The 26528-nt window shown below is 62.1% G+C and carries 25 protein-coding genes; 16 read left to right on the forward strand and 9 right to left on the reverse strand.

Translation table 11 applies throughout. The features are described from left to right. Window positions 1–78: 78 nt before the first annotated feature. From J4E00_RS03630 to J4E00_RS03640, 3 genes are all read left to right on the forward strand, one after another. Window positions 79–1179 carry an AMP-binding protein gene (locus J4E00_RS03630; protein WP_208173641.1) on the forward strand — a complete coding sequence of 367 codons (1101 nt, stop codon included), beginning with the start codon at window positions 79–81 and terminating at the stop codon, window positions 1177–1179. A gap of 155 nt (window positions 1180–1334) precedes the next feature. Continuing rightward, complete coding sequence (locus tag J4E00_RS03635; RefSeq protein ID WP_208173642.1) at window positions 1335–3428, forward strand: dipeptidyl-peptidase 3 family protein; 2094 nt, start codon at window positions 1335–1337, stop codon at window positions 3426–3428. 353 nt (window positions 3429–3781) lie between these two features. Further along, entirely contained in the window at window positions 3782–4600 is an 819-nt protein-coding gene (locus tag J4E00_RS03640; protein ID WP_208173643.1) for a DUF481 domain-containing protein, read from the forward strand. 30 nt (window positions 4601–4630) lie between these two features. On the opposite strand, the gene J4E00_RS03645 is transcribed toward J4E00_RS03640, so the two are convergent. Further along, window positions 4631–5329 (reverse strand): hypothetical protein, encoded by a 699-nt coding sequence (locus tag J4E00_RS03645; RefSeq protein ID WP_208173644.1) that lies wholly within the window; start codon window positions 5327–5329, stop codon window positions 4631–4633. Between the two features lie 383 nt (window positions 5330–5712). On the opposite strand from J4E00_RS03645, the gene J4E00_RS03650 reads away from it, so the two are divergent. The 7 genes from J4E00_RS03650 (at window position 5713) to J4E00_RS03680 (ending at window position 11546) form a co-directional block, all read left to right on the forward strand. Continuing rightward, a complete protein-coding gene (locus J4E00_RS03650) occupies window positions 5713–6156 on the forward strand; it encodes an ABA4-like family protein (RefSeq protein WP_208173645.1) in 444 nt (147 codons plus the stop codon). Between the two features lie 259 nt (window positions 6157–6415). Further along, window positions 6416–7276 (forward strand): alpha/beta hydrolase family protein, encoded by an 861-nt coding sequence (locus J4E00_RS03655; RefSeq protein ID WP_208173646.1) that lies wholly within the window; start codon window positions 6416–6418, stop codon window positions 7274–7276. A 193-nt stretch (window positions 7277–7469) separates the two neighbouring features. Next, entirely contained in the window at window positions 7470–8330 is an 861-nt protein-coding gene (locus J4E00_RS03660) for a hypothetical protein (RefSeq protein ID WP_208173647.1), read from the forward strand. 106 nt (window positions 8331–8436) lie between these two features. Beyond that, a complete protein-coding gene (locus tag J4E00_RS03665) occupies window positions 8437–9102 on the forward strand; it encodes a hypothetical protein (protein ID WP_208173648.1) in 666 nt (221 codons plus the stop codon). Then, complete coding sequence (locus J4E00_RS29940) at window positions 9095–10153, forward strand: sensor histidine kinase (RefSeq protein ID WP_208173649.1); 1059 nt, start codon at window positions 9095–9097, stop codon at window positions 10151–10153. Before J4E00_RS03665 ends, J4E00_RS29940 begins: the two co-directional genes overlap by 8 nt. Beyond that, window positions 10150–10923 (forward strand): LytR/AlgR family response regulator transcription factor, encoded by a 774-nt coding sequence (locus J4E00_RS03675; protein ID WP_208173650.1) that lies wholly within the window; start codon window positions 10150–10152, stop codon window positions 10921–10923. Before J4E00_RS29940 ends, J4E00_RS03675 begins: the two co-directional genes overlap by 4 nt. Window positions 10924–10958: 35 nt before the next feature. Then, the gene (locus tag J4E00_RS03680) at window positions 10959–11546 is read left to right on the forward strand and encodes a Uma2 family endonuclease (protein WP_208173651.1); all 588 of its coding nucleotides are present in this window, start codon (window positions 10959–10961) and stop codon (window positions 11544–11546) included. A 31-nt stretch (window positions 11547–11577) separates the two neighbouring features. Here J4E00_RS03680 and J4E00_RS03685 read toward each other — a convergent pair whose 3' ends face one another. The 3 genes from J4E00_RS03685 to J4E00_RS03695 form a co-directional block, all read right to left on the reverse strand. Further along, window positions 11578–12372: a LytR/AlgR family response regulator transcription factor gene (locus J4E00_RS03685; protein ID WP_208173652.1), complete on the reverse strand. Its 795-nt coding sequence runs from the start codon at window positions 12370–12372 to the stop codon at window positions 11578–11580. A gap of 132 nt (window positions 12373–12504) precedes the next feature. Beyond that, the gene (locus J4E00_RS03690) at window positions 12505–13617 is read right to left on the reverse strand and encodes a sensor histidine kinase (protein ID WP_208173653.1); all 1113 of its coding nucleotides are present in this window, start codon (window positions 13615–13617) and stop codon (window positions 12505–12507) included. Window positions 13618–13728: 111 nt separating this feature from the next. Continuing rightward, complete coding sequence (locus J4E00_RS03695) at window positions 13729–14436, reverse strand: hypothetical protein (protein WP_208173654.1); 708 nt, start codon at window positions 14434–14436, stop codon at window positions 13729–13731. Window positions 14437–14671: 235 nt separating this feature from the next. Here J4E00_RS03695 and J4E00_RS03700 point away from each other — a divergent pair, with 235 nt between their 5' ends. Next, window positions 14672–15361, forward strand: coding sequence for an outer membrane beta-barrel protein (locus tag J4E00_RS03700; RefSeq protein WP_208173655.1), 690 nt, complete (start codon window positions 14672–14674; stop codon window positions 15359–15361). Window positions 15362–15443: 82 nt separating this feature from the next. Here J4E00_RS03700 and J4E00_RS03705 read toward each other — a convergent pair whose 3' ends face one another. Together J4E00_RS03705 and J4E00_RS03710 are read right to left on the reverse strand one after the other, a co-directional pair. Then, window positions 15444–15863, reverse strand: coding sequence for a hypothetical protein (locus J4E00_RS03705; RefSeq protein WP_208173656.1), 420 nt, complete (start codon window positions 15861–15863; stop codon window positions 15444–15446). Between the two features lie 101 nt (window positions 15864–15964). After that, entirely contained in the window at window positions 15965–16516 is a 552-nt protein-coding gene (locus J4E00_RS03710; RefSeq protein WP_208173657.1) for a helix-turn-helix domain-containing protein, read from the reverse strand. A 1203-nt stretch (window positions 16517–17719) separates the two neighbouring features. Between J4E00_RS03710 and J4E00_RS03715 the strand changes: the two genes are divergently transcribed. Beyond that, window positions 17720–18583 (forward strand): hypothetical protein, encoded by an 864-nt coding sequence (locus J4E00_RS03715; protein WP_208173658.1) that lies wholly within the window; start codon window positions 17720–17722, stop codon window positions 18581–18583. A 571-nt stretch (window positions 18584–19154) separates the two neighbouring features. Here J4E00_RS03715 and J4E00_RS03720 read toward each other — a convergent pair. Together J4E00_RS03720 and J4E00_RS03725 are read right to left on the reverse strand one after the other, a co-directional pair. Continuing rightward, window positions 19155–19496: a hypothetical protein gene (locus tag J4E00_RS03720; RefSeq protein ID WP_208173659.1), complete on the reverse strand. Its 342-nt coding sequence runs from the start codon at window positions 19494–19496 to the stop codon at window positions 19155–19157. A gap of 96 nt (window positions 19497–19592) precedes the next feature. Beyond that, complete coding sequence (locus J4E00_RS03725; protein WP_208173660.1) at window positions 19593–21830, reverse strand: TonB-dependent receptor; 2238 nt, start codon at window positions 21828–21830, stop codon at window positions 19593–19595. A gap of 252 nt (window positions 21831–22082) precedes the next feature. On the opposite strand from J4E00_RS03725, the gene J4E00_RS03730 reads away from it, so the two are divergent. The 4 genes from J4E00_RS03730 to J4E00_RS03745 all read left to right on the forward strand — a co-directional run bounded on the left by J4E00_RS03730 (window position 22083) and on the right by J4E00_RS03745 (window position 25655). Continuing rightward, a complete protein-coding gene (locus tag J4E00_RS03730) occupies window positions 22083–23432 on the forward strand; it encodes a PAS domain-containing protein (RefSeq protein WP_208173661.1) in 1350 nt (449 codons plus the stop codon). A 65-nt stretch (window positions 23433–23497) separates the two neighbouring features. Further along, window positions 23498–23857 (forward strand): hypothetical protein, encoded by a 360-nt coding sequence (locus J4E00_RS03735; RefSeq protein ID WP_208173662.1) that lies wholly within the window; start codon window positions 23498–23500, stop codon window positions 23855–23857. An 85-nt stretch (window positions 23858–23942) separates the two neighbouring features. Then, entirely contained in the window at window positions 23943–25250 is a 1308-nt protein-coding gene (locus J4E00_RS03740) for a PAS domain-containing protein (RefSeq protein ID WP_208173663.1), read from the forward strand. Window positions 25251–25304: 54 nt separating this feature from the next. Continuing rightward, window positions 25305–25655, forward strand: coding sequence for a hypothetical protein (locus J4E00_RS03745; protein WP_208173664.1), 351 nt, complete (start codon window positions 25305–25307; stop codon window positions 25653–25655). Window positions 25656–25740: 85 nt separating this feature from the next. Here the strand turns inward: J4E00_RS03745 and J4E00_RS03750 are convergent, their stop codons facing one another. After that, window positions 25741–26508, reverse strand: coding sequence for a TatD family hydrolase (locus J4E00_RS03750; protein ID WP_208173665.1), 768 nt, complete (start codon window positions 26506–26508; stop codon window positions 25741–25743). Window positions 26509–26528 lie beyond the last annotated feature (20 nt).

Here is a 26528-nt window from a genome sequence, read left to right on the forward strand (position 1 = left end):
GTGGCTACAAGGCCTTCGCCAGGCCGGTGGCGGGCGCTGGATGGGCCGGACCATGCCAATGCGCCGTAGTTTTACCCTATGACTCCTCCCCTTCCCACTTCCCTGCTGCTCAATGGTCGCGAGTTCAGCTACGCCGCCATTCAAGAATATCCGGCCCGCCTAGCAGAGCCGTTGAACGGCTACGAAGCCAAGGTGCTGGACTTTATCCGGCAGTGGCTGAATGGCACGCAGGAATTTAACCTGACGACTTCGGGCAGCACGGGGCCACCCGCGCCCATCGTGCTGCGGCGGCGGCAGCTGGAGGCGTCGGCCCGACGCACCGCTGACTTTTTTGACCTTGGGCCCGGCGACCGGGCGCTGGTCTGCCTCAACTGCGAATACATCGGTGGCATGATGATGCTGGTGCGCGGCCTGGAGCGCAACATGCACCTGACCATTGTGGAGCCGCACGCCGACCCATTTGCCCACGTGGCGGCCAATGCAGAATTTGATTTCTCCGCCTTTGTGCCGCTGCAATTGAAGACGATACTAGCAGCCGGCCACGCGAAGCGGCTCAACCGAATGAAGGCCATTTTAGTAGGCGGCGCGCCGGCCGATGCCACGCTGCAACAGGAGCTGCAGCCGCTCAGCGCTGCCGTGTGGCTGACATATGGCATGACCGAAACCTGCTCGCACGTAGCGTTGCGCCGGCTGAATGGCCCGCAGGCGAGTACCTCGTTCCGAGTGCTGTCGGGCATTGCGGCGGGGCAGGACGAGCGCGGCTGCCTGACCCTGCGCGGCGATGTGACCGACGACCAGCTCATCACCACTAATGATGTGGTGAATCTGCTCGATTCCCACACCTTTGAATGGCTGGGCCGCGCCGACTTCGTGATAAACTCCGGCGGCGTGAAGGTGCCGGCCGAGAAAGTAGAGTTGGTGCTGGACGTGGCCCTGGCCGAAATCGGGGAGTCGCGGCGCTGCTTTGTGGCGGGCCAGCCCGATGAGCGCCTGGGCCAGGCCATAACGGCTTTCATAGAAGGCCCGGCGCTGACAGCGGCGCAGGAAGAGCAGCTAAGAAAGCTATTGGCTGAGCGCCTGGGCCGCTACGAGCAACCGAAGCAGGTGGTGTATGTGCCCGAGTTCCAGACCACGGCCACCGGCAAGCTGAACCGAGCCGCTACGCTGCGCACGCTGTAGCGGCGCAATAGCCAGCACCTCGCCGTGGGCAACTTAAGCGCCGACATGGTAACGGCTGCAACGAGGAAACACGCCGGGGCTCGTGCGGTGGCGGCGAATTCGCGCTACGGCAAAAAGGCTAGCTTTGTGCTCCACTACAGCTCACTTTTTTGCTTATGAAACGCAGGTTACTTCCCGTTGCGGCGCTGGGTTTGCTCACGCTCACCCAGTGCAATTCTTCCACTTCGTCTTCGGAGGCGAATAAGAGCGGCACGACTGCCGCAGCGGCCGATACAGCATCGTTTAAGGTTATCAACGAGCAGTTTGCGGACTTGCGGCTGTTGCGCTACCAGGTGCCAGGGTTCACGGCATTGAGCGCGAAGCAGAAGGAAATGCTGTATTACCTCTACGAGGCGGCGCTGAGCGGGCGCGACATCGTGTATGACCAGAACTACAAGCACAACCTGCGCGTGCGCCGCACGCTGGAGGCCATTTGGGAAGCGAACCAGCAGCAGCTGAGCTCCTCCGACGACGCCCAGAAGCTGAGCGTGTATGCCAAGCGCGTGTGGTTTTCCAACGGCATTCACCACCACTACTCCACCCGCAAGTTTGTACCCGAATGCACCCCGGACTATTTTGCCAAGCTGGTGAAATCCGTGGATGCCAAGACGCTGCCCTTGCAGCCGGGCGAAACCGTAGACCAATTCATCAGCTTCATCACGCCCATTATCTTCGACCCCAACGTGGCCCCGAAGCGAGTGAACCAAGTGGCGGGCCAGGATTTGATTAAAACGTCGGCCACCAACTTTTATGGCGAGGGCGTGACGCAGGCCGAAGTGGAAGCCTTCTATGCCAAGAAAATCGACAAAAACGACCAAGCCCCGATTTCCTACGGCCTGAACTCGCAGCTGGCCAAGAATAAAGACGGACAACTGGAAGAGCGCACCTGGAGCACCAACGGCATGTACGCGCCCGCTATTAAGCGCATGGTGGGCTGGCTGCAGAAGGCCGCCAACGTGGCCGAAACGCCCGAGCAAAAAGATGCGCTGACCAAGCTCATCAGCTTTTACCAGTCCGGCAGCCTGAAAACCTGGGACGACTACAACATTGCCTGGGTCAAGGACACGAAGTCGGCCATTGACGTCGTGAATGGCTTCATTGAGGTATACGGCGACCCGCTGGGATACCGCGCCACGTACGAATCGGTGGTGAGCTTCCGCGACGAGGAAGCCACCAAGCGCATCAAGGCTATTGGCGACCAGGCGCAGTGGTTCGAGGACCACTCGCCGATAATGGACCAGCACAAAAAGAAAAACGTAGTGGGCATCACCGCCAAAGTCATTACGACGGTGGTGGAGTCCGGCGACGCTGCCCCGAGCACGCCCATCGGCATCAACCTGCCCAACGCTACCTGGATTCGCAAGCAGTACGGCTCTAAATCGGTGAACCTTGGCAACATTGTGGAGGCCTACGACCGCGCCAGCGCCAGCTCCGGCATGCTGGATGAGTTTGCGTACTCGCCCGAAGAAATTGCCCGCGCCCGCCAATACGGCGCGCTGGCTGGCAAGCTGCACACCGACATGCACGAGGTTATCGGCCACGCATCGGGGCAGATAAACCCCGGCGTGGGCACCACCAAGGAAACCCTGAAAAACTACGCCTCGGCCCTGGAAGAAGCCCGCGCCGACCTCGTGGCCCTCTACTACCTGCCCGATGCCAAGCTACAGGAGCTGGGCGTGGCCCCATCGCCCGACGTGGCCAAGGCCGAATACGACTCCTACCTGCGCGGCGGCCTCATCACGCAGCTCACGCGCCTGCAACCGGGCGAAACCGTGGAGGAAGCCCACATGCGCAACCGCCAAATGGTGGCCAAGTGGGTGCTGGAGCACGGCAAAAAAGACAACGTGGTGGAGCTGGCCAAGCGCGACGGCAAAACCTTCGTGCACATCAACGACTACGCAAAGCTGCGCACGCTCTTCGGCGAGCTGCTGCGGGAGTTGCAACGCCTCACAAGCGAGGGCGACTTCAAAGCTGGCAAAAACCTCATCGAAACCTACGGCGTGCAAGTCGACCAAGCCCTGCACAAGGAGGTGCTGGCCCGCTACGAGAAGCTGCACATTGCGCCTTACCAGGGCTTCATTCAGCCGCGCCTGGTGCCTACGCTGAACGGTGACCAGGTGACGGACGTGACCATTGAGTACCCCACCAACTTCCCGCAGCAGATGCTGGATTACGGCAAAAAGTATTCCTTCCTGCCCAATTACAACTAACGCTTGGCAGGCACCTGCCCACCCGGCAACTCACCCAAACGGGGGCTTCGATTTGGAGCCCCCGTTTGCGTTCGCAGGGCTTTGGGTACTGTAAAATCCTGGCTGCGACGGGCCATTTAGAGCATAAGTAATAGCGGACCATAGCGCGCACTGCAGTCCAGCTTAATTGACTAGCGTTGCCTTGAGGGCGTACTTTGTTGGCTACGGCCGGTTGTTCTGCTCCGAACAACCGGCCGCATTGTTTTGGGCCCGGTGCCCGCTCACGTTGCTGCTGTGTATTGAAGAACTGCCTGATTTTCCTTCCAAGCCCTCCAATCATTCGTCTGGTCGTTAGCCTGTTACTGTTTGGCAGCATGTGGCACAGCGCCCGGGCCCAAACGCTGGCTCCGGCCGACACCACCCAGAGCACCACCGCCCGCACCGATACGACTGCTGTGCCCACCGTGGCTCCGGCGGCCGGGGGCGCCGCCGGGCTGCCTTCCACCGAGTTCGAGACCTACAACGCCAGCGGGCGCGGCGTGCGCTACACGGCCTCGCTCACTGGCCTCTACACTACCGGCACCGTGAACCGGGTGTTTCTGAGCACCAGCCACACGGCCAACTTTGCCTTCCAGGGTGGTCGGTGGCGGTTGCCGCTGGGCTTTAATTTCAGCTACGGCCGACAAAACGGCTTGCTCAACGAGCGCGAGGCCGCCCTGCTAGCCACGCCTTCGTACCAGCGCGGACGCTGGAAAGGCTACGGCCTGGCCAATGCCGAGCGCAGCAACCTGCGTGCCATCAACTACCGCGTGGTGGGTGGCTTGGGTGCAGGCTACCAACTCTATGGCGACACGCTCAAGAACGAAATCAGCTTGAGCTACTTCCTGCTGTACGAAGAAACCCAGTACCTAACCGAGCTGCATCGGCAGGTATTGCGCCACTCAGCGCGCCTCAAAACGCACTTCACCACTGGCCCGGTGGTGCTCGACGCCCTGGTGTACTACCAGCCCGCCGTGCAGGCCCCCACCACCGATTACCGCGTGAATGGCAACGCGGCCGCCACCATGCGCCTCTCGCGCCGCCTGGCGCTCACCATCACCTACACCTATTCGCTCGAAAGCATCAACGTGGCCGGGCGCAGTCCGGTCAACACGAATCTATCGGCCGGCTTCACGTACTCGACGGGGAAATAGGTGCGGGGTTGGGGCTTTTCCGGACGGCTGCTAGCTGCCCCGCATATTAGTTTGGGTGAACAACGGCTCTTTCTCCTTGAACACTTTGATGAGCTCGCCGAGAAACAGGTTGGCCCGCAGGTAGAACACCGGACCATTCAGCTCTTTCTGGATGCCTTTGGGTATGAATACCGGCTGCCGCCAGCCAGCACCCGTGCCCACCCCTCCCCAGCGGAAGATGCGGTACTGCGCGGCCATCGCGGGCTCGACGACGCCCAGAAACTCCCGGGGCGTTTTGTCGAGGTCACCGTCGTCGGCTTCGTAGAGGACGTAAACGGAGCCGAGCCCCAGCTGCATATTAGCGCTGAGTTCCCAACGGCGGTTTTCGAGCAGCACGTAGCCCGCGTAGGCCGCCAGGTAGCGAAAGCGCAGCTCGGCGTCGGCATCTTCGGCGGCGTTGTCGGGCTTGGCCTGGCGGGTGGGCACGCCAGTGCTGAGGAAATAAATAGCCGCCCCGGTCCGGAAACGGCTTTTAAACTCCATGCCCAGCTTGAGGCCGTTGATGGTGGTGAGGTGGTGGTTGATGATGGAATAGCGCGAGTCGTACTGCGCCACAAAGCGGTTGTGCGGCAGTCGCGGAATAGCCGGCCGGCCCTTGAGCGAGTCGCGGGATGCGGCAGCGGGCGGGCGGGCCAGGGCCGCCGGTGCAGCCAACAATAGCCCACCCAACAAATAGCGAAACAAAGACATAGGTGCCAGATACGTAGGAACAGTGCAGCGGGTGGCAGCCGCAGCCGGATAATAACCGCGCGGACCGCTGGTAGTTATCAGGCTGGTCCGGCGGTGCTGGCCGCCACTACTTCCGCGTCGGTACCGGAAGCCGATTAGCAAGGAGGCGCGGTAGCCCTAAATCCGCAGGAATTGGCTACGTTACCTCTGAAGCGGGGAGAAATGCAGACTGAGTGAGATGCCCAATGGCTCGAAAAGGCAGGACGTGACCTTTCTGCAATGGATTGTTTCGCCCCGCCGCTCCCGCTGCTTCGCCTGCCGAATCAGTCGCTTCGCCCCGGATGCCCTAGCGGCCGGCAGTTTCAAAACGTAAGTTTGACGCAGTTATCCCAACCCCGCCCGCCATGCTTACGCCCGACCTGCTGTTTAAAATTGCCAACAACGTGGCCGTGCTGGGCTGGCTCTTGCTGCTGCTGGCCCCACGCTGGCGCGGCACCCGCGCCGTGGTGCTCAGTGGCGCCCTGCCCCTGCTGCTGGCTGCCACTTATGTGGTGGTCATCGGCTACCAGACCGTGGCCCATCCCGCGCCGGGCGCGGGATTTAACTCGCTGGCGCAGGTGGCGGCCCTGTTTCGTGAGCCGTGGGCGCTGACGGCGGGCTGGGTGCATTATCTGTGTTTTGATATGGCGGTGGGCATCTGGGAAAGCCGCGATGCCCAGCGGCGCGGGGTGCCCCACCTGCTGCTGTTGCCCTGCCTGGTGGCCACGTTCATGCTCGGCCCGCTGGGGCTTCTGCTGTACTCGGCGGCGCGGCGGCGTTATCCACGGCCGGCCGTGGCGGCCATTTAGCGCAGTCTCGCATTCAGGGCATTGTTGCACGGACGCTGTAGTCCGCGCTACTGCGTCCGTGCGACTATACAGGTCTGGGTGCAGGGCTTTCGGTTCGCTGTGTTCAGGATGACATCATAAGAAACCTACCCCCAGACCAATGCCGATGAGCACTAACGGACCCCACACCACCCGCAGCCGGAACTCCGGGCAACGTAAAAGGCTCCCCGGTATGGGAGACATTGTGCGGCAATATGGCCGCGGCTATCTGTTATTGCTGATGCTCCTGCTCTTGGTAGTACCGGCCCAGGCACAGCTACCGGATTTCACCACGGAAAATATCCGGTTCGATTGTGCGGGAGTGACACTGGCCGGCACCGTGTTTACGCCCAGGCATCCGGTGGCGGCGGTCGTCCTCGTACACGGGTCTGGCCAGGAAAAACGGATGACGGGCTGGGCAACCCTTCTGGCAGGAAGCGGCATTGCGGTGCTGACGTATGACAAGCGCGGCGTGGGCGAATCGGGTGGAGTGTATGCGGGCCCGGAAGTCGGCACCAACAACGTTGACGCGGCCAATCTCGACCTGCTGGCGGGCGATGCCAGCGCTGCCGTTAATGCGCTGTTGGCGCATTTGCCTGCCCAGCACGGGCCGATTGGCCTGCTGGGTGCTAGCCAGGCAGGCTGGGTAATCCCAATGGCCGCCGGAAAGAACAGCACGGTGCGGTTCATGGTGGTATTTAGCGGACCCGTTGTTACGGCCCGCGAGCAGTTGCGCTTTCAGTTTTTTACGCAGGGCAAGCGCGATTTTTGGGAGACGCACACCGAAGCGGAGGCCCGCGAACACCTGCGCAACGACACCGACCGGTACCAGTTTGCAGATACCGATGCGCGTGCCGTCCTCGCTACGCTCTCCATCCCCGGGCTTTGGCTTTTTGGTGGGAAGGACGTGCAGGCTCCGGTGAGCTTGTCGATGGAACACCTTGATGTGCTCAAAGCCCAGGGCAAGCCTTACGAGTACCGGTTGTTTCCGGCTTTGGGGCATAACACGGCTTTCGATGCCGCGCACGAACCTTCCGACGCGGCCCTTCAATGGATTAAAGAACTGGCTAGCCGCCCGAAAAAGAAGAACAAACAGCGGTAAGTGTAGCCGGCAGGAGGCTCGGGATGGGGCCGTCCAAGGCCGCGCCATTCCTGCCCCGATTGATTTAATGCCTGCTATTCAGCGGTGGCAAGGCCCTCCGTCTCTGCTTACCGTGCGCAAAATACTGAAGATGACAGTCAGCCGGCGCACGGTATCACACAACTCCACTTCCCTCCTTAAACTCCATTATGCCATGAAAACTGCCCTGCTTGAAACGCCGCTTTTTTCGTCGGGAGCCCCGACCGGGTCCGTTTTTTCGTCTTTAACGACGGCGCTGCGGGTGCTACACCGCGTGAACCCGCTGCTGTCGTGGACCGGCTGGGTGAATGTGGCCCTGGCCATACTGGCCCTGACGCTGCTACTGGTCGACCACCGCCTGGTGACGGGCGCGCCGGTTTGGATGAAGCCGCTGAAGTTCTCGCTGTCCATCCTCGCCTTCGCCTGGACGCTGGGCTGGCTACTGGCCGATTTGCCGCTGGCGGCGCAGCGCGCCGTGCACTACATCAGCTGGGGCGTGGCAGTGAGCATGGTGGTGGAGCAATTCGTGATTTTTGTGCAGGCGGCCCGAGGCACCACCTCACACTATAACGGTACCTCGGCGCTAAACGGCATCCTGTTCGGCCTGATGGGCATTTTCATCCTGGTAAATACCTTAATGACGGTGTGGGCACTGTTTCTGGTGTGGCAGCATCCGCTGCACGGGCCGGTGGGCTACGTGTGGGGCGTGCGCCTGGGGCTGCTGCTGTTTCTGGTGGGCAGCGTGCTGGGCGGGATGATGATTCACAACATGCAGCACACCGTGGGCGCCCCCGACGGCGGCCCCGGCCTGCCCGGCCTGGGCTGGAGCACCCGCGCCGGCGACCTACGCATTGCCCACTTCCTGGGCATGCACGCCCTGCAAGTGCTGCCGCTGCTGGGCTGGGCCCTGAGCAGTTGGACGCCGCGCCTAGCCGCGCCCCTCACCTGGATGGGGGCGGCGCTCTACGCCGCGGCCGTGGGGGGCTTGTTTGCGCTGGCTATGGCCGGGCGCCCGCTGTGGGCGGGCAGCAATTGAACAATGGAGGAGCAAGTCCTCCGGGTAGGCCCCTATCCCTACAGCCACGGTCCGCATCCTTCCGCAGCCCCAATCCTGATTTACTCCATACTCGCGCCTGTTCATCATGCCCTCGCTGCATCAGCTCAACATTCTTGTGCACGTTGCCTTTGGCTCGCTGGCGCTGCTGGTGGGGCTCGGGCCCATGCTCACGGCTAAGGGCGGGGCGGCCCACGTCCGCTTCGGCCGCTGGTTTCTGGGGCTGGCCACGGGGGCACTCATCACGGCTGTGCTAGGGCTGGCGGTGTTCAACTTCCGACCGTTTCTTACCGTGATTGTGCTGCTGAGCGTGTACCAGGCCTATTCCGGCTACCGGGCGTTGCGCACCCGGGCCACGGGCCCTACCCTGCGCGACGGGGTGTTTTCGGCCGTGTTTCTGGTGGGCGGACTAACGTTTCTGCTGCTCCTGCCACGCATTCGGCTGGTGTGGTCGCCGGTGGTGATGTACAGCACGCTGGGAGTGCTGCTGACGATGACGGTGTACGATTTGAGCCGGTTTGGGTGGCGGGCACGGTGGCGGCGCGGGGCCTGGCTCTACGAGCACATCTGGAAGATGATGAGCACGTATGCCGCGCTGTTGTCGGCTTTTACGGGCACAGTGCTGGCCGCTTATCAGCCGTACAGCCAGTTTGTGCCCTCGGTGCTGGGCTCGGTGGCGGCGTGGGGCTTCATGGGGATGGTGTACTGGCAGCGGCGGAAGCGAGTTGCTGATTTGGAGATAATCAGTGGCTAAAGTCCAGTACCTTGGTCGGGTGATGAACGACCGCCGCTTTTTGTTGGGAGGCATTCCGCTGCTGGGTTTGCTGATTACGGTCCTGACGCTACCCACTGGGGGGTACAGTGGGCGGTTGCTGTTTGGGCACTGGGTCATTTCGGTGTATTTCACCACGGGGTACTGGCTGAGCAACCGCCAGCTGTGGGCCGGGCTACTGCGCCGCCTGCCCCGCCCCGAGCAGACGCCGCGGCGCCTCTGGCTGCTGGCGAGCCTGGCCCTACTCCTCACCACGCTGGCGTCGGTGGCACTTTTTCTGCCCATGCACTGGCTGATGCCCCGCTACTTTGAGCTGTCGTGGAGTTCCTTGCTCGAGCAAACCAAGTTCAGCATGGTGCCCACGGCGGCCGTGCTCACGCTCTACGAGGCCATGTATTTTTTCGAGCAGTGGAAAGGCAACCTGCACCGCGCCGAGCAGCTGGCCCGCACCCAAACCCAGGCCCAGCTCGACGCCCTGCAAAGCCAGCTCGACCCGCACTTCCTATTCAACAACCTCAACACGCTGGCCGCCCTCATCGAGCCAGAAAACGCGCCGGCCCAGCAATTTGTGGAACAGCTGGCCGATGTGTACCGCTACGTGCTGCTGGCCCAGGGCCAGTCCACCGTGCCGCTGGCCGAGGAAATGGCCTTTATCGAGACTTACCTGGCGCTGCACAAAACCCGGTTTCGCGACAATCTGGTGGTCGACATTGACGTGCCGCCCGCCGCCCTGGCCCGCCGTGTGGCCCCGCTCAGCGTGCAGCTGCTGGTGGAAAACGCGCTGAAGCACAACGAGGCCTCGCGCCAGCACCCGCTGCACCTGCGCATCGCGGCCCCGGCCGACGCCCCCGATTTCCTACTGGTCGAAAATACCCTGCGGCCCCGTACCGCCGGCCTTGCCCCGGGCACCGGCACTGGCCTGGCCAACGTGCGCCGCCGCTACGAGCTGCTGGGCGTGGCCGTGCCCGTCGAAATCCAGGAAACACCGGACAAATTCGCGGTAAAACTTCCGTTGCTGCCTCCCTCACCATGACCATTCTGCTCCTCGAAGACGAGTACCCCGCCGCCGAACGCCTGCAGCGCCTGCTCGTCCAGGCCGCCCCCGACGCCCAGGTGTTGGCCGTGCTCGACACCGTGGCCGGGGCGCTGGCCTGGCTGGCGGCCAACCCCGCCCCTAACCTCATTCTCAGCGACATTCAGCTGGCCGACGGCCTGAGCCTCGAAATCTGGGAGCAGGCCGTGGTACCCAGCCCGGTCATCTTCACCACCGCCTTCGATGCCTACGCCATCCGGGCTTTCCAGGCCAACAGCGTGGCCTACCTGCTGAAACCCGTGAAGCTGGCCGAGTTGCAAGCCGCCTTGGCCAAGCTGCGGCAATGGGAATCAAGAGGTATTCCTGATTCAGCAGCGCCCACCTCTCCCATCGAGCGGTTGCTCGATGCCCTGCCCCGGCCCGGCCGGCCCTACAAAACCCGGTTTCTGGTGCGGCAGGGCGACGTGCTGCTGCCCCTGCCGGTGGCCGAAGCGGCGTGGTTTATCAGCCGCAACGAAACTGTGACGTTGGTCGCAACCGACGGCCGCCGCTTCGTGCTCGACTACACGCTGGAGCAGCTCGAAAGCCTGCTCGACCCCGCCCAGTTCTTCCGCCTCAACCGCCAAATCATTGCCCAATTGCCGGCCGTGCGCCGCCTGCACCCGCATTTCAACGGCAAGCTGCTGGTCGAATTGCACCCCGCCGCCCCAGAGGAAGTGTTGGTGAGCCGCGAGAAAGCCAGCACCGTAAAAACGTGGCTGGAAGGGTAGCTTTCGGCGTATCTTGTTTGTTTAATTCCCTTGTCATGACTGCCATCAAGCTAAAAAGCCCCTTGCTCGAACGCCTCACCGACGAGGAGTTCTACCAGTTCTGCATGGACAACCGCGACCAGCGCATCGAGCGCGATGCCCAACATCAAATCACTATTATGCCCCCTACCAACTCTGAAACCGGCGCTGCTAATAGTGAAATTGCAGCTGACCTTGTGATTTGGAATCGCCAGCATAAGTTGGGCAAGACCTTTGATTCTTCATCTGGCTTTACGCTCGATACCGGAGCCATGCTCTCGCCCGATGCCAGCTGGATAGCCTGGGAAAACTGGAATGCTTTGAGCTCGGATGACCGGCGCGGCTTCGCCCGCATCTGCCCCGATTTTGTAGTAGAGCTGCTCTCGCCTACCGACCGCCTCACCGACACCATGCGCAAGATGGAGCACTGGCTCGAAGCTGGGGCGAAGCTCGGCTGGCTTATCGACCCTGGCACTGAGTCGGTTTATATTTTTGAGCCCGGCCAGCCCGTGCGGCCAACAGTGGGATTTGAACAGGATTTGGTGGCTGGGCCGCTAATGCCCGGTTTTGCGCTGGAGCTGCGGCGACTCAAAAAGGATTTTTAAAATGGTTGCGTTTCGAAACGCAACCCTTCCACTACCTATCCAGCCAGCTCTTGAACACATTCACCTTTTCGCGGCTCACTAGCACCTGCGCATCAGGGGCGGTGGGCTTGAGCACGGTTTGGAGACGGGAATTGGTGTAGTGGATGATGTCCTGGATGGCCGACTGCTGGGCCAGATAGGCGCGGTTGAGGCGGAAGAAGCGGCGAGGGTCCAGCAGGGTTTCGAGCTGGTCCATGGTGTAGTCGACCACGAACTTGCGGCCTTCGGTGGTTTGGAGGAAGGTGGCTTTTTCGAGGCTGAAGAAGTACGCAATCTGGTCGAGGGGCACCACTTTCAGGTGTTCGCCCACCCGCACCACAAACTGGGTTTTGTAGCTGGTGGCCGGCGGTGCCGCTTGCTGCATCTGCTGCATGAGTTGGGCCAGCAGCGCCGGGTCGAACGCCGGAGCGGCGGCCGGCGTCGCGGGCAGGCGTTCGCGCAGCTTGCGCAGGGCGTCGCGCAGCTCCTCCTCATCGATGGGCTTAAGCAGGTAGTCGACGCTATTTACCTTAAAGGCCTGGAGCGCATACTGGTCGTAGGCGGTGGTGAAGATGACCGGACAGCGCACCGTGGCTCGCTCGAAAATCTCGAAGCTCAGGCCATCGGCCAGGTGAATGTCGAGGAATAGCACATCGGGGGCGGGACCGGTTTCGAGCATGGCCACGGCCTGGCTCACGGCCTCGGCTGTGCCGAGAACCTGCAAAGGGTCGGGCTGGCGGGCCAGCATGTCGGCGAGGCGGCGGGCGGCGAGGGGTTCGTCTTCAACGATGAGGGCACGGAGGGGCATAAGCTGTAGGAGAAGCAGAACGTCATGTAGGGCGCAGCATCTTTACCGCAATACTAACGCCATCAAACGGGATTACTACTGCGGCAAAGATGCTGCGTTGCGCGCTGGATAAGGTTCTTTTAAGTTTAAAACCTACAGCACCAGCAGTGGCAGCGTTACCACAAACTCACCGGCTTCCTCCCCTATCGCCAACGGCTTATTGGTCAGGAAGGCGTAGCGGGCGGCCAGGTTTTTCAGGCCCAGGCCGGACGACTCGCCCGGCGCGAGGCGGCGCGGGCGCAGGGTGTTGCGCACGGTCAGGGTGTGGGCGGCGGGGTCGAGCGCGACGGATACCCGCAGTGGGTTGGCCTGGAAGGCGGCGTTGTGCTTGATGACGTTTTCGAGCAGCAGCTGCAGGGCCAGCGGCGGCACGTAGTACGGGGCCAGCACGGCGGGTGGCAGGTCCATTTCTACAGCCAGGGCGTTGCCGAGGCGGGTTTTCTGCAGGTACAGGTAGCTTTCGGCGAAACGCACTTCCTGGGTTAGCGGCACCATTTCCTGGCTTTCGCTATCGAGCACGTAGCGGTACACCTGCGAAAGCTGGCGGATGAAGCGCACGGCGCGGGCGGGGTCGTTTTCTTCCACCAGGCTGGTCAGCGCATTCAGCGAGTTGAACAAAAAATGCGGGTCCACCTGCCGGCGTAAGGAATCGAGGCGGGCTACGGCGGTTTCTTTTTCGAGGCGCTCGGCCCGCACGGCGGCATCGCGCCACTGAAAGAAAAACGCCCGGCTGTGGTTGAACAGCGAAACGATGACCGTGATAATAAGCGGCATGAGCACCTGCCAGTACATGGCCCCCGACCATAGCCGGGCCATTGGCTCGTGCTGAATGAGCAGTAGCAAGGCATTCATTCCCACAATCACCGCCGCGGAGCCGCCCAGCGACACCGCCAGGGTGAGCAGCAGCCGGCGCAACGGCTGCGCCGACCACGGGTAGAGGCGGTTGAGCCATTCTACTACGTAGCCATTCGTGAACCATAGGCTGACGCTGTAAAACACGGTATAAGCGTAGGTGATGGCAAAGGCTTTCCAGCTGTGCAGCGCACTCGGGTTCATCAGCACGCTGATGCCTAAGGCCATAACCAGGATAATCCGCACGGTCCGTCCCAATGCCCGCAACGAGGTGGGCGCCGCCCGAAACGCATTGGGGATGGCAGAAGCGGAAGAATCGGGAGCAGCCACGGCAGCAGACAGAGAAGTTTGCATCAAAGTAAGGGGCTAACAGCAGAAGTCAGAATGGTTGAATAGCGTTTTGAAAAACCTTCGAACAACACGCTCAGCATGACGTTCGAAGGTTAACCAACTCCGCTTTTGGCCTTACTTGGTGGCCGCAGTGGCTACCTCGTACTGCTTCAGCCGGCCTTCGAGCTGGCGCTGGCCCCAGTTGGGCATTAGAGCGGTGGCGGGTTTGAAGGCCGCAAATTTGCTCTGGGCTTCCTGGTAGAGGGGCTTGGCGACTTCGGGGCCGCCGCCGAACATTTTGGGCGTGAAGTTCACGTTGTTGGCTCCCACCAGGTAGGCGCGGGGGTTGTCCGGGTTCAGCTTTTTGGCCTGCGCCACGGTTTCATTTACCAGGCCCGAGTACTTCATGGAGCGTGCCATGGGCGAGATGGCCAGGCGGGCCTGGTAGATGTAGGCTTGCAACGTAAGCAGCTCCGATTCGTCGCCGTGCAGCTTGCGGGCCTGGGCCAGGGCCGCTTCGGCCTGGTCGAGGGTTTGGTCTTTGGCGTCGCCGTCTTCCTTGCTCTGAAACACGTTGATGAGCAAGGCATAGGCCTGGTAGTAGCGGGGCAACCAGTCGGCGGGGGCCACGGTGGCGGCCCGTTCCAGCTTGGCGGCAACGGCCTTGAGGGCGGCCGGGTCGCCGGTGTTCATCAGGTCGGCAATGGTGGAGGCCATCAGGGTGGTGTAGGAATCGGCGGGCGCGGCGCTGGCGGCGGCCGCAGCGGGCGCGGCGGGTTGCGACTGGGCCACGGCGGCAAGCGAAGCGGCGGCGAGGGCGAGGGTGAGCAGGGCAGTTTTCATCGGTTGGGGCTGGGGGTTGAAAGGTGGTTAGAATTAGTGGCCGGGTTGATGATTCAAAGGTGGCAGCCGGCCGGGCCGGCCGAAAATTGCCGTGACCGAAGCGTCGGATGAGGCCGATGAAGCGACAGCCGGCCTGGACCAGTCGGGCGCAGGTTTTGGCCGGCCGAGTGCAACCCCGCACCGCCCAGGCGGCTCCTACCAGCATTCCAACCCTCTTTTCCTCCTTATCCAGCGTATGCGCTACCCTTCCGTTATTGCTCTGAGCGGCCTGCTGCTGCAAGTGTCGCTACCCGGCCAGGCCCAAACCGCCCCGGCCCCCGCGCCCCGCTTCTTTGTGGGGCTGGCCGCTTACCGCAGCTACTACCAGCCGCTCGAAAGCCGCCCGGGCGTTTCCGGCTTCGCGGTGCCCCTGCAGCTCACGGCGGGCTATCAGCTGCGCCCGCGCCTAGCGGTGCAGGTAGGCCTGGCGTACAGCGGCTCATCCTATGCCTACGAGGGAGAGGGCTACTTCTATAACCTCAACCGGCCTCAGGGCACCTACTACCGCTACACGGGCAAGAGCAACATTCGCACAGCCTCGGCCTCGGTGCTGGCCCGCTACACCCTCACCCGCAAGCCCGAACACCGCCTGCAGTTCGACGCCTTGGGTGGCTTCACCCTGGAATACCGCCGCGGCGCCGACCACGGCACCTACATCGACAGCGTGGGCGGCAGCCGCAACGAGAATCCCTACGACAACCGCGGCACTGACAACGCCCTGCTGCTCACGGCTGGCCTGGGCACCCGCTACCGCCTGACCCCGCGCTTCGACCTCTCCCTGGACCTGCTGCTCAACCGCTCCCTCACCTCGCCTATTTATTTCAACTACCAGGGAGGCCTCACCGGCAGCGCCGCGCTCGGCCTGCGCTACCGGTTTGGGAAGTAGTGCAGGGTCGTAAATCCATTAAAAAGGCCGCTCCGGTAACGGAGCGGCCTTTTTAATGGATTAATGCTAATACATTCCTGCTCTAAGCGGGCAGGGTGGGCTTGTGGGCCGTTACCAGGGTTTGCGCATTGGTCAGCACCGTTACTTGGGCATTTACCTGCTCGGTGTCTACATCGGCCAGGAAGGCGACGGCGCCGGTGCGGGCCTGGCCGCGCTCGGTGAGGTTGTCCTTCCGGTCGTTGGCGCGGCGCAGCTTGCCGCTGGTGGTGCGCTGCTGGGCAGCCGTGAGCCCAGGCACGGCCAGCATGGCCTCCAGACCGGCAATTTCGGCATTCACGCCCGCCAGCTGGGCTGTGACCGAGGTGCTGGTGCGGCCCGCCTGCCGGTCGGCGTAGTCGAGGCTGTCGTCGCGGTGCTGGTAGGTATCCAGCTCTGCCTCGAGGCTTTCGAGGGCTTCGTCGCACTCGGCGCGGGTAGTGAGCTTGGTTAGGTCAAGGGCCATAAAAAGTGGGTAAAAGGGTTGAAGGAAATTAGTTGTGTTTTCCAAACATATCCATATTTATACGTAATTCAACTTGTTGATACAAAATATATCTTAGCGCCTTACAGCCGCCCTGCTTCGTCACCGGTCAGCAGGGTGGCCAGGGCTGCGGCTTCGGTTTCAAAGGCCTCGGCCTGCAGGCGCAGCACCAGGCGCTCGGCCACGGCCTCGGGGCCCAGCTCCCGGGCGGCCTGCTCCTGCCGGCGCAGCAGCCAGGGGCGGGTGCGCGCATCGGCCGCGGCCAGCAGAGCGGGCAGCACCTGCTGCCAGCGCCGGGCCTGGGCGGCGTGCACTTCCAGCGGGCGCAGGCGGCGGCGCAGGTTGGCGGCCCGGTACTGGCAAAAGTCGCACCGCGCCTTCAGGGGTTCCGGGTCGGGCAGGGCTTCAGGGACGGGGGCCGCTGGGCTGGCCGGGGCATCGGGGGCGGGCAGCCAGGCAGCCAGCGGGGCCAGGCGCAGCAGCACCTGACTGGGCAGCACTTTCCGGCCAGCTTCGAGGTGGCCGATGAAGGCCGCCGTCACACCCAGGTAGGCAGCCAGCTCGCTTTGCTGCAAGCCAAAATAGTGGCGCACGGTCTGCACCAGTGTGGTAGACGGGATTGATTTACGAGCCATGAATGAGGTAGGATATTTTTTGAAGCTACAAAAATATCCTACCTCCACTCTGCTTCTCGAAGAAGCTGCTTGCCCTAGCGTACGCTGTACCCCGAAGCTGTGCTTCGGCCGAACGAGGCGCTCAACGAGTTGCCCTTGGTAAACGGCTACCCCCCTCACGGCCGGAGCGCGCATCAAGCCCCGGCCCAGCTACCGCAATGTGCAAGTGGTGTTCGAGCTGACGCCCTATGCCAATGCATGCCTTGATGGGGGCTACGGACGCACGCTGCCGGGGCTGGCCTATAACTTCCGACGGGCCGACTGACCCGGCTGGCGCGAGGTCGTAGCCGCCAGGGGCCCGCCTTTAATGAGCTGAATAGGTTCTTATATCAACGAACGTGCTTCCGTTGTTGGTATAGGGTGCGGATGCGGAAGTCAAGGTAGTAGCCGTCAGGCTCCGTACATACTTAGGAGTTGACCCTGGTTGGCCGGGATTGAGCACAATCTCCGTTTCGTTCGACGCGAAAGCCCAGGTTCCACTAATAAGGTACCCCGGGTAAGTAGCACTGCACTTTATCAGTCCTTCGTCTATGGTAAAGGATTTGTCGGCATGATAATATTCGAAGTCATCCAGAGAGCAGGGGTCATAGCTTGTAAGCGGATAGGTGGTGGTTGTCACTACGCCCGCAGCAGTAGTTTCTACTATAGCGAAACTCTCCAGCTTCCACCCCGAACTTGTTAGCCATACTTCCCGCTGAGATGGTTTGGCGGGCTCTGGCTCGCTGGATTTTTTGCAATCGGTAAGAGCAAATGTGCTGCTGGTAAGGAAGGCCAGCGTCAGCAAACGTAAAGGGGAGTTCATGTATGGAAATAAGAAGGTGGATTTAGGTAGTAACGCTCGCCTTCCCATTAACTATACGTTGAGCACTATCTTTATTTAAATGCAGAGAAGCTGTGTTGTATACCGGAACTGAGCCTTTCGCACTGAATATTGCTTTTGATGCCACGGGACACTGTCTACCGGGAACGCCTGCGCGCCATCCGTCCTCGATACGGTGGCTTATCTCAAAAGCTGTTTGCGCTACCTGAGATAAATCCGCCGACAGAGTGAAGCACGGGATAGGAAGCCTGGCGACGAAGAGAGTCACCCTAATGAATAGGGCCACGCCGGATGCTTCGTTTTGGCGACGCCACACCCGTACCTTCCGCCTTTTCTGCACCATCATGACCTTTCCTCTTTCGCACCACTTGCCGGCCGTAGCCCTCCTGGGCGTGCTGCTGACCGGCTGCTCCCCCACCCCCGACAAGCCCGCCGCGACTACCGCCACCCGTCCGGCGAAGGCAGCCGAAAAGCCCTTCGTGGGCACCATCCGGCTGGTGGAGCATCGGTATGTGCTGGGCATTCGCAGCACCGACTACGTCACGCTCACCTTCGACGGCCCCCGGCTGCGGCGGGAGGTGCGCCCCGGCGGCTTCGCCGATTCTACCGAGCGGTACGGCCTCATCGCCGACCTGCGCACCGACAGCGTGACCTACTACGTGCAGGATGCCCAGCTTAATGCCCACTGCCGCCTGGCCCGCGCCAGCTATCTGGCCAGTGTAGCGGCCAACGCGCCCCTTTTCACCGCCCTGGACCGCAAGCCCTACAGCACCATTTTCGAGCCCCTGCCGCCGGGCTCCCCCGCTTTGCGCAGCGCGGCGGTAGCGGGGCCGGCCCTGCGCCGCCTCAGCAGCTACCAGGCCGTCCTGTTTCTGCTGCCCGACCACGGCCGCTGCGACGTCTTCTACTCGGAGCAAGTGCGGGTACCCAAGGCGGCGCTGGCCTACATCGAGCACCACGCGCCGGCCGCGCTGCCCTCCCTGGCGCTGGCCGTGCACTACACCCCACCACCTCAGTCCAATGCAGCCGGCCTGCTCGACCGGCTGCACCAGCGGCTAAACAACGCTTTCTCCGAAGACACCGATTTCGATTCCTTCGACCCCAACGCATCGGCCGATTCCTTCGACCTGCCCAGCGGCTCAACCAACAACCTAGAGGAAACCATGTCGGCCGAAACCCATTCGTCACACCATCACCACCATCATTAAGCGGGCTTGCCGGCCGGCTTATAGAAAAGACTTGTTCCCGAATACGCAAAAATGAAAAAAGAACGTCCTGCTGAGCGCAGCCGACTTTACAATTTTCTGTATTTAACCCAAGTTGCGGACGATGGCATGAGAGCCCCAGCGGGGTCGTACCCGGAGGGCGACACTTGTCCAACGAGTGTCGCCCTCCGGGTACGACCCCGCTGGGGATTTAAAATCCACCCATAGCGGCTGTTACTACCGATAGGTCGGCCTCCGGGTACGACCCCGCTGGTGCTTAACCGCATTGTCCGCAACTTGGGTTATTTAGGAGCAAGTCTAAAGTAGCACTTCCGCAGTCGAAGAGCCGCGACGCGGCGGCACTAATTGTTCAACGGTGGTACCCCGTATTGCGGCTCTGTGTTGTTTTTTCTAGTATATCTACCAACATGCTGCCGCGTCGCGGCTCTTCGACTGCGCAGGTCCTGGTAAGAATAAACGCCCAGTCCCTCCACTGACGCATGTTTAGCCGTAACTCGTGCCGGCTATTTGGGCGAGGCTACGCCGCGCAGCCGAACGCACTAGTTGGGTCTACCTACCGCTCATCTGGCGGGCAGCCATCAGCCACGATGCAGGTAATTTCCACCGTCTGGCCAACGAGGCAGCTGCTGGCAGCAATTGGCCGGTAGCCGATGCGCACCCGCTGGCCATTGAGTTTATTGAAGCGCAGCCAGGTGAAGCCGCTGGGCTCCAGCCGTTCGCCAGTAGCCAGCTCCAACACGGAGCCGCAGCCGGCCGGGTCGCTAAGGTCGCGGATGGTGGCCAGCGTGTTACATTCGTAGCATTCGGTGGAAACAGACAACGAAATAAACAGGACTGCAAACAGCCCCAATAAGGCCGTTTGCAGCAACCGAGCGAAGAATAAAGGAACAGGCATAGGTGCGGGGGTCCTGGATACCCCCACCTGACAGGTGCGGCCCCCAATAGGCTGCCAGCGGTATCCAAACCAACCACCCTGCACCATCCACCTGCCTCAGTCCGGCCGCTCGTTCAAATCGACCTTGCTGGTCTTATTGATGGAGATGAACACGCCCACGAACAACATGCGGGGAGCGGGGGGCGTCACGGCGGCGCTGCGAAGCTGGCCGCTGGTGTCGGGCTGGCCGGCGAAGGTGTAGCCGTAGATGTTCTGACGGCCCAGAATGTTGCTGGCCGACACGTAAATGATGGTGAACTGCCCAAACCAATGGGTGAGGTGGCTCACATTCAGGCTCAGGTCCTGGTAGCTGGGCAGGCTGCTTTGGTTGTAGCCGGGCAGGTTGGGGTTGTTGTAGCGGCGGGGCGAGCCGTAGCTGTAGGTGAAGCCCACCTGGGTGTGGATTTTCTGTACCCAGTACTTGCCCACCACGCTCAGGTTGTGCCGGGCCACGAAGGTGGGCACGGCCGAGATGGGGTCGGTGCGGAACAGGCGGCGCGTGTCCACAAAGCCGTAGCTCACCCAATAATCAGCCTTTTTGAAGGTGGTGCGGTCGCGGAACATCACGTCCAGGCCCCGAGCGTAGCCGCTACCGGCGTTCTGGTAGGTGGTGGGGTTGTAGGGTTGGGCGGCGCTGAAGGTGGTGAGCTGGGCGTAGTTCTTCTGGTAGATTTCGGCCCGCAGGGTGCGCTCCTTCACCTGGTGCTGGTAGGTGAGCATGTAGTGCTCGGCTCGCTCAAACTGCAGGGCGTGGCTGATGCGCAGCAAGTCGGTAGTGGGCGACTGGTAGAAGTAGCCCCAGGCAGCCGAGAGCTGGCTGTTTTCGCCGGTTTTATAAGCCAGGCCCAGGCGCGGGGCGGCGTTGAAGCGGCCCAGCAGGGCTGAGTATTCGGTGCGCAGGCCGGCGCGGCCGGCCAGCTTGTTGCTCAGCATCAGGTCGCTTTCCAGGAAGGCGGCGCCGCGCTGCTCGTCCACGCCAAGGTCCTGGGTGGGCGCTTCGGCCGTGGCCTGGTATTGCTGGCGGTAGCGCTGGGCATAGCCTTCGAGGCCCACTTTGAGGTTGAACCAGGTGCTGGCCGAGTCGTTGGTGAGCACCAGCCGGGCCACGGCCGAGCGGTCGAGGTCGTGCAAGGATTGCACGTCGGGGCGGATGAGGTTGTCATCCTGGGTCAGGGCCAGGCCGGTGTTCAGGCTCCAGCCGCGGGTGAGGGGGGCGCGGTAGGTAGCGTTGAGGTAGGCGTTGTCGTTGGCCAGGCTCACGGGGTGGCCGGTGGCTTCAAACTCGGGGTTGGCATCGGGCTGGCGCAGGGCCAGGCGCTGGCGGCTGTAGGTGCCGTACACTTTCAGCATGCCGGCCTCCCCTACTTTGTGGGCCAGCTTCAGCGAGCCGCCCATTTGCAAAGGCGCTTTTTCCCAGCCCAGGTTCTGGGGCACGAGGTTATAGTAAGGTGCGAGGTTGGTGTAGTCGGCCGTCACGGCCAGGCTGGTGCGGTCCCAGCGCTTGGTGCGAGCCACGCTGCCGCCTATGCTCAGCAGCGAAAGGCTGGTCATGGTTTCGGGGGCGAGGTCGGTCGAGTTCAGGGCCACCACGGCGCTCAGCGCCTGCCCATACTCGGCCGAGTAGCCACCCGTGCTGAACACCGTGCCTTTAAACAGGAAAGGCGAAAACCGACCGCGGGAAGCCACATTCGGCACCGCGCTGCCGTAGGGCGTTTGTACAGGCAGGCCGTCGAGGTAGGTTTTGGTTTCCGAAGCCGCCCCGCCACGCACGAAGAGCTGGCCGGTTTCGCCGTTGCGGGTAGTGCCGGGCAGGGCGTTGAGCGCCCCGGCAATGTCGCCCAGCGCGCCGGCCGTGGTCACGATGTCGAGGGGCTTGAGCACGGCGGCGCGCTTCTCATCGCTGGCCTCGAAGGCCCCGGCCGTCACCACCACGTCGCCGAGGGCGGCGCGGCTGGCTTTCAGCTTGAGGTTGGGCAGGCTGATAGGGCCTTTGCCCAGCGTCACCAGCACTTCCAGCGGCTCGTATCCGATGAAGGTGGCCACCAGCACGGCCGGGCCGGCGGCATGGTCGGTGCGAAAGGAGAAGCGGCCCAGCGAGTCGGTGCTGGCCCCGTCGAACGTGGTTTTCAGAAACACGTTCACGCCCGGCAGCGGCTGGCCGCCCGCATCGCGCACAACTCCACTGAGCGACTGGGTGGCTGAGCGGATGGGGGAACTTTCGGCGGGCGCGGCTTGGGCGAGGGCGGTGGCAGGGGCGCTCAGCAGGAAGAGCAGCGGGAGAAGTGAGGTTTTCATCGGGAGCCAGCGGTTAGTTGATGGCTCAAAGGTGACGGCGGGCCAGCCAGGGTTCAATTAAAAGCCTCCGAAGCGCCAATCGGCCCGGATGGACCGCTCGTCGGGCCAGATGAACCGCTGGCCGGTTTAGCCGAGCTGCTGGCCGATACAACCGAACCTCTCGCCGCCCCAGTCGTTGGCATGAGAACGTTCCAGCGGGAATCCGTCCGGTACTTTTGCGGCCCGGCATAACAGGCTTCACAACGCCCTCATGTGCTAAACTCTACTTTTCGTGCCGAAACCGTCATTACCATGGCCTCTCTTACTCCCGTCGACTACCAATCCCTGTTTCATGCGCTGCCGGGCTCTTACCTGCTGCTGGCCCCCGACGGCACCGTGGTCGACAATTCCGACCAGCACGTAGCCGTGTCCATGCTGCCGCGCGCACAGTCGCAGGGCCGCAACATCTTCGATGCCTACCCTTCGGCCCCCGAAAGCCAGCGCGACCTCGATGCCTCACACGAGCAGGTGCGCCGCACCCTGCGCCCCGATGCCATGCCCCTGCTGCGCTACGACCTGGAACGCCCCGCCGAGCAGGGCGGCGGCACCGAGGAGCGGTATTGGCAAATCACGCACCATCCCATTCTCGATGCCCAGGGCCAGCTGCAATACATCCTGCAAATGCCGCAGGACGTGACCGAACAGCACCGTGCCACCCTACAGGCCGCCGAGGCCCAGAAGGCCCTCGACGAAGCCCGGCTACGCACCGATTTCATTCTCGAAAGCCTGCCGGTGCTGGTTTGGACCAACCGGCCCGATGGCACACCCGACTACTTCAATCCCCGCTGGCTGGAGCTTACGGGTAAGAAGCACGAGGAGCTGATAACCGAATCAACCTGGGATGACATTACCCATCCCGACGACCGTGCCAACCTGGTGCAAGCCTGGCAGGATGCCCTGCGCAAGGGCCAGCTGTTTCAGCACGAATACCGCCTGCGCCGCCACGATGGCCAGTACCGCTGGCTGCTGATTCGGGTATCGCCCCGGCTCGATGCCGAGGGCCGCATCACCATGTGGGTAGGCGCGGGCAGCGACATCACCGAGCAGCGCCAGATGGTGCAGGAGCTGCTGCAAGCCAACGAGCAGCAGGCCATCCTCTCCGACCAGGCCTACCAAACCTACCGACAGGCTGAAGTCCAACGTGAAACCTACGAAAGCCTGTTTATGCAGGCACCAGCGCTTATCTGCATCCTGCGCGGGCCCGATTTCCGCTACGATTTCGTGAATACCCGCTACCAGGACCTGTTCCGGGGCCGGCAGTTGGTGGGTTTGCCATTGGTAGACGCCTTGCCCGAGCTGCAGTCGCAGGGCATTGTAGAGCTGCTCGAAAACGTGTACAGCACCGGCGAAACGTTCTACGGCAATGAGGTTCCCCTGCAATTGCAGCGCCCCGATGGCACCGCGTTTAGTGGGTTTTACAACTTTACCTATCAGCGTTTTTCCGAGGCCAATCAGCCCACTGGCATCATGGTTTCGGCCTTCGATGTCACCGCTTTGGTGCAAGCCCGGCATGCCCTCGAACGCCTCCGTGATGCCGGTCCCACCGGCTTTCCGCCGGGCTAATTTGTCAGTTGTGTAGGGCCGTGGCCCGGTAATTGTTTTCCCAACCTCGTATTCCCAGTCTTTGCATGCCCCTCACCTCCTTTGACTTTCAGCAGGCCCGCGTGAAGCAGGTCTTGTTTAAGTCGCGGCTGCGCTCGGTACTCTACGGGGTGCGGGAGGCTGAGCCCTCCCTCTTCTCTGTGACCGAAAACCCGCTCGGTCAGTGGCTGCAGTCGTCGCTGAAACCTCAGCTGGGCACGCAACCCGCTGTGCATGAGTTGGAGCGCATGCTTCAGCAAATGCTACGCACCGGCCAGGACCTGGCCGCCCGCTACCAGCGCGGCCAGATTGAGGAAGCCCGCGCCGGACTCGACCAGGTGAACAGCTATGCCGACCGCATTGAGGCATTGCTGCATACCCTAGAGCAAAATACCCTGGCACAATAGCCGCCCCCACGGCGGTGGCCTGCCACCCTGTCTTACTTTCATGCTTCGTTTGCGGTTGTGCTAACCGCTTTGCTTTTTTTTGCTCATGCCCGCCTCCATTGACTATCAGCACCTGTTCCGTTCCCTACCCGACAGCTTTCTTGTGATGGCCCCGGACGCGACCATCCTGGACAATACCGACAGCCACGTAGCTGCTTCGCTGAAATCGCGCGAAGAAGTGCTGGGCCGCACGCTGTTCGAAGCCTACCCGTCGGTCGACCAGAACCAGGGCGACGTCATTGCTGCCTCGCACGAGCACGTACGCCAGCACCTGGAGCCTCACACCATGCCCCTCATTCGCTACGACCTGGAGGTGCCCGCCGAGCAGGGCGGCGGTTTTGAGGAAATGTACTGGCAGGCTACTCACTACCCCGTGCTCAACGAGCAGGGCCAGCTGCAATACATTGTGCAACGCACCCAGAATGTGACCGAGCAGTACCGGGCCGCCCAGGCCGCCGCGTTGGCCCAGGCCGCGCTGGCTGAGTCGCGGGAACGCACCATTTTCATGCTCAACAACCTGCCCGTCTTCATCTGGACGGCGCAGCCCGATGGCAGCCGCGACTTCTTCAACCCGCGCTGGCTGGCTTTCACCGGCCTCACAATGGACCAGGAAACCGGCTGGCAATGGGCCGAGCGCCTGCACCCCGACGACAAAGACCGGGTGCTTAATTCCTGGCGGCACTCCACTGCTACCGGCGACCCATACCAAGTAGAATACCGCCTGCGCCGCCACGACGGCCAGTACCGCTGGATACTTTCGCGCGCCACCCCGCGCCGCGCCGCCGAGGGCCACATCACCATGTGGGTGGGCGGCGCTACCGACATTAACGAGCAGCGCCAGATGGTGCAGGAACTGCTACAGGCTAACGAGCAGCAAGCTGTGCTTTCGGAGCAGGCCTACCAGATGTACCAGAAAGCCGAGGGCCAGCGCGAAACCTACGAAAGCCTGTTTATGCAGGCGCCAGCCATGATTTGCATCCTGCGCGGCCCCGAGCACCGCTACGAGTTTGTGAACCCAAAGTATCAGCAGCTCTTCCCACACCGGCAGCTGGTAGACCACACGGTGGCCGAGGTGCTGCCCGAAGTAAAAGAACAAGGCATCATCGATATTCTGGATAAGGTGTACCAGACTGGCGAAACCTTCCACGGCAACGAACTGAAACTGCAGCTGGAGCGCGACGCCAGTGGCACACTGCACGACTCGTATTTCAATTTCACCTACCAGCAGTTCCGCGAAAACGGTCAGCCGGCCGGTATCATGGTGTTCGCCTTCGAAGTCACCGACTTTGTGCTGGCGCGCCTGGTCCTTGAACAACTGGGAGCTGCCGGCCAGGCCGATGGCACTGCCCAGTAGGTCCGTTCAGCCGCGTGCCTGTCTCTTTTTTTCGCTTCGCCTTTTCCCCTTCTCATGCCCCTTACCTCCTTTGACTTTCAGCAGGCCCGCGTGAAGCAGGTCTTGTTTAAGTCGCGGCTGCGCTCGGTGCTCTACGGGGTACGCGAGGCCGAGCCGGCCCTCTTTTCCGTGGCCGAAAACCCGCTCGGCCAGTGGATTCAAACCGTTCTTAAGCCCCAAACTCCCGGCCAGTCCGCCGTACGCGAGCTAGAACAAGTGCTCCAGCAGATGCTGCGCACCGGCCAGGACCTGGCCACCCGCTACCAGCGCGGCCACCTCGAAGAAGCCCGGGCCGGCCTCGACCAGGTGAATAGCTATGCCGACCGCATCGAACGCCTGCTCACCGGCCTGGAACAAGCCGCCTAACGAGCAGCGTTATTTATGCCAAAAAGAAGGCCCTGCTATAATTTGCAGGGCCTTCTTTTTGGCATAAATAACGCTGCTCAACTGGTTATAGATTGAATAGCTCGGCTGCGTTGCGGGTAGTAGCTTCGGCCACTTCTTCGGGGGGTTTGCCTAGCATTTCAGCTACGCGGCGCAACACCAGCGGCAGGTAAGCCGGCTCGTTGCGCTTGCCCCGGTGCGGCACGGGCGCCAGGTAGGGGCAGTCCGTTTCCAGCAGCAAATGCTCCAGGCCAATGCCGGGCAGCACTTTGTCGGCCCCGCCGTTTTTAAAGGTAGCCACCCCACCAATCCCCAGCTTAAATCCCAGCCGGATAACCTGCTCCGCCTCTTCAGCCGAACCCGAGAAGCAGTGAAATACGCCCCGTAACGTGCCATCTTGGGCGGCTTCTACCAGGGCCACGGTTTCGGCAAAGGCCTCGCGGGTGTGCAGCACGATGGGCAGCTTGTGCTTTTTGGCCAGACTGAGTTGGATTTTTAGCGCTTCCTGTTGCTCGGCCAGCAAGGTTTTGTCCCAGTGCAGGTCCAGCCCAGCCTCGCCTACGGCCGCGAAGGGTCGGCGGTTCAGCCAGGTTTCTACCTCATACAGCTGCTGCTCGAAGCCGCGCGTGACCGAGCACGGGTGCAGCCCCATCATAGCAAAGCAGGTTTCCGGCGACTGAGCTTCCAGCTCCAGCATGGCGTTGATGCTGGAATGGTCAATATTGGGCATCACGATGGTGCGCACGCCGGCGTCCTGGGCACGGCGCAGCGCATCGAGCCGGTCGGCCTTAAATTGTTCGGAGTAGAGGTGGGCGTGCGAGTCGGTAATGTGCATGGCAATGGTTTGAAGCTGCA

The sequence above is a fragment of the Hymenobacter negativus genome (assembly GCF_017571495.1).
Taxonomy (GTDB): domain Bacteria; phylum Bacteroidota; class Bacteroidia; order Cytophagales; family Hymenobacteraceae; genus Hymenobacter; species Hymenobacter negativus.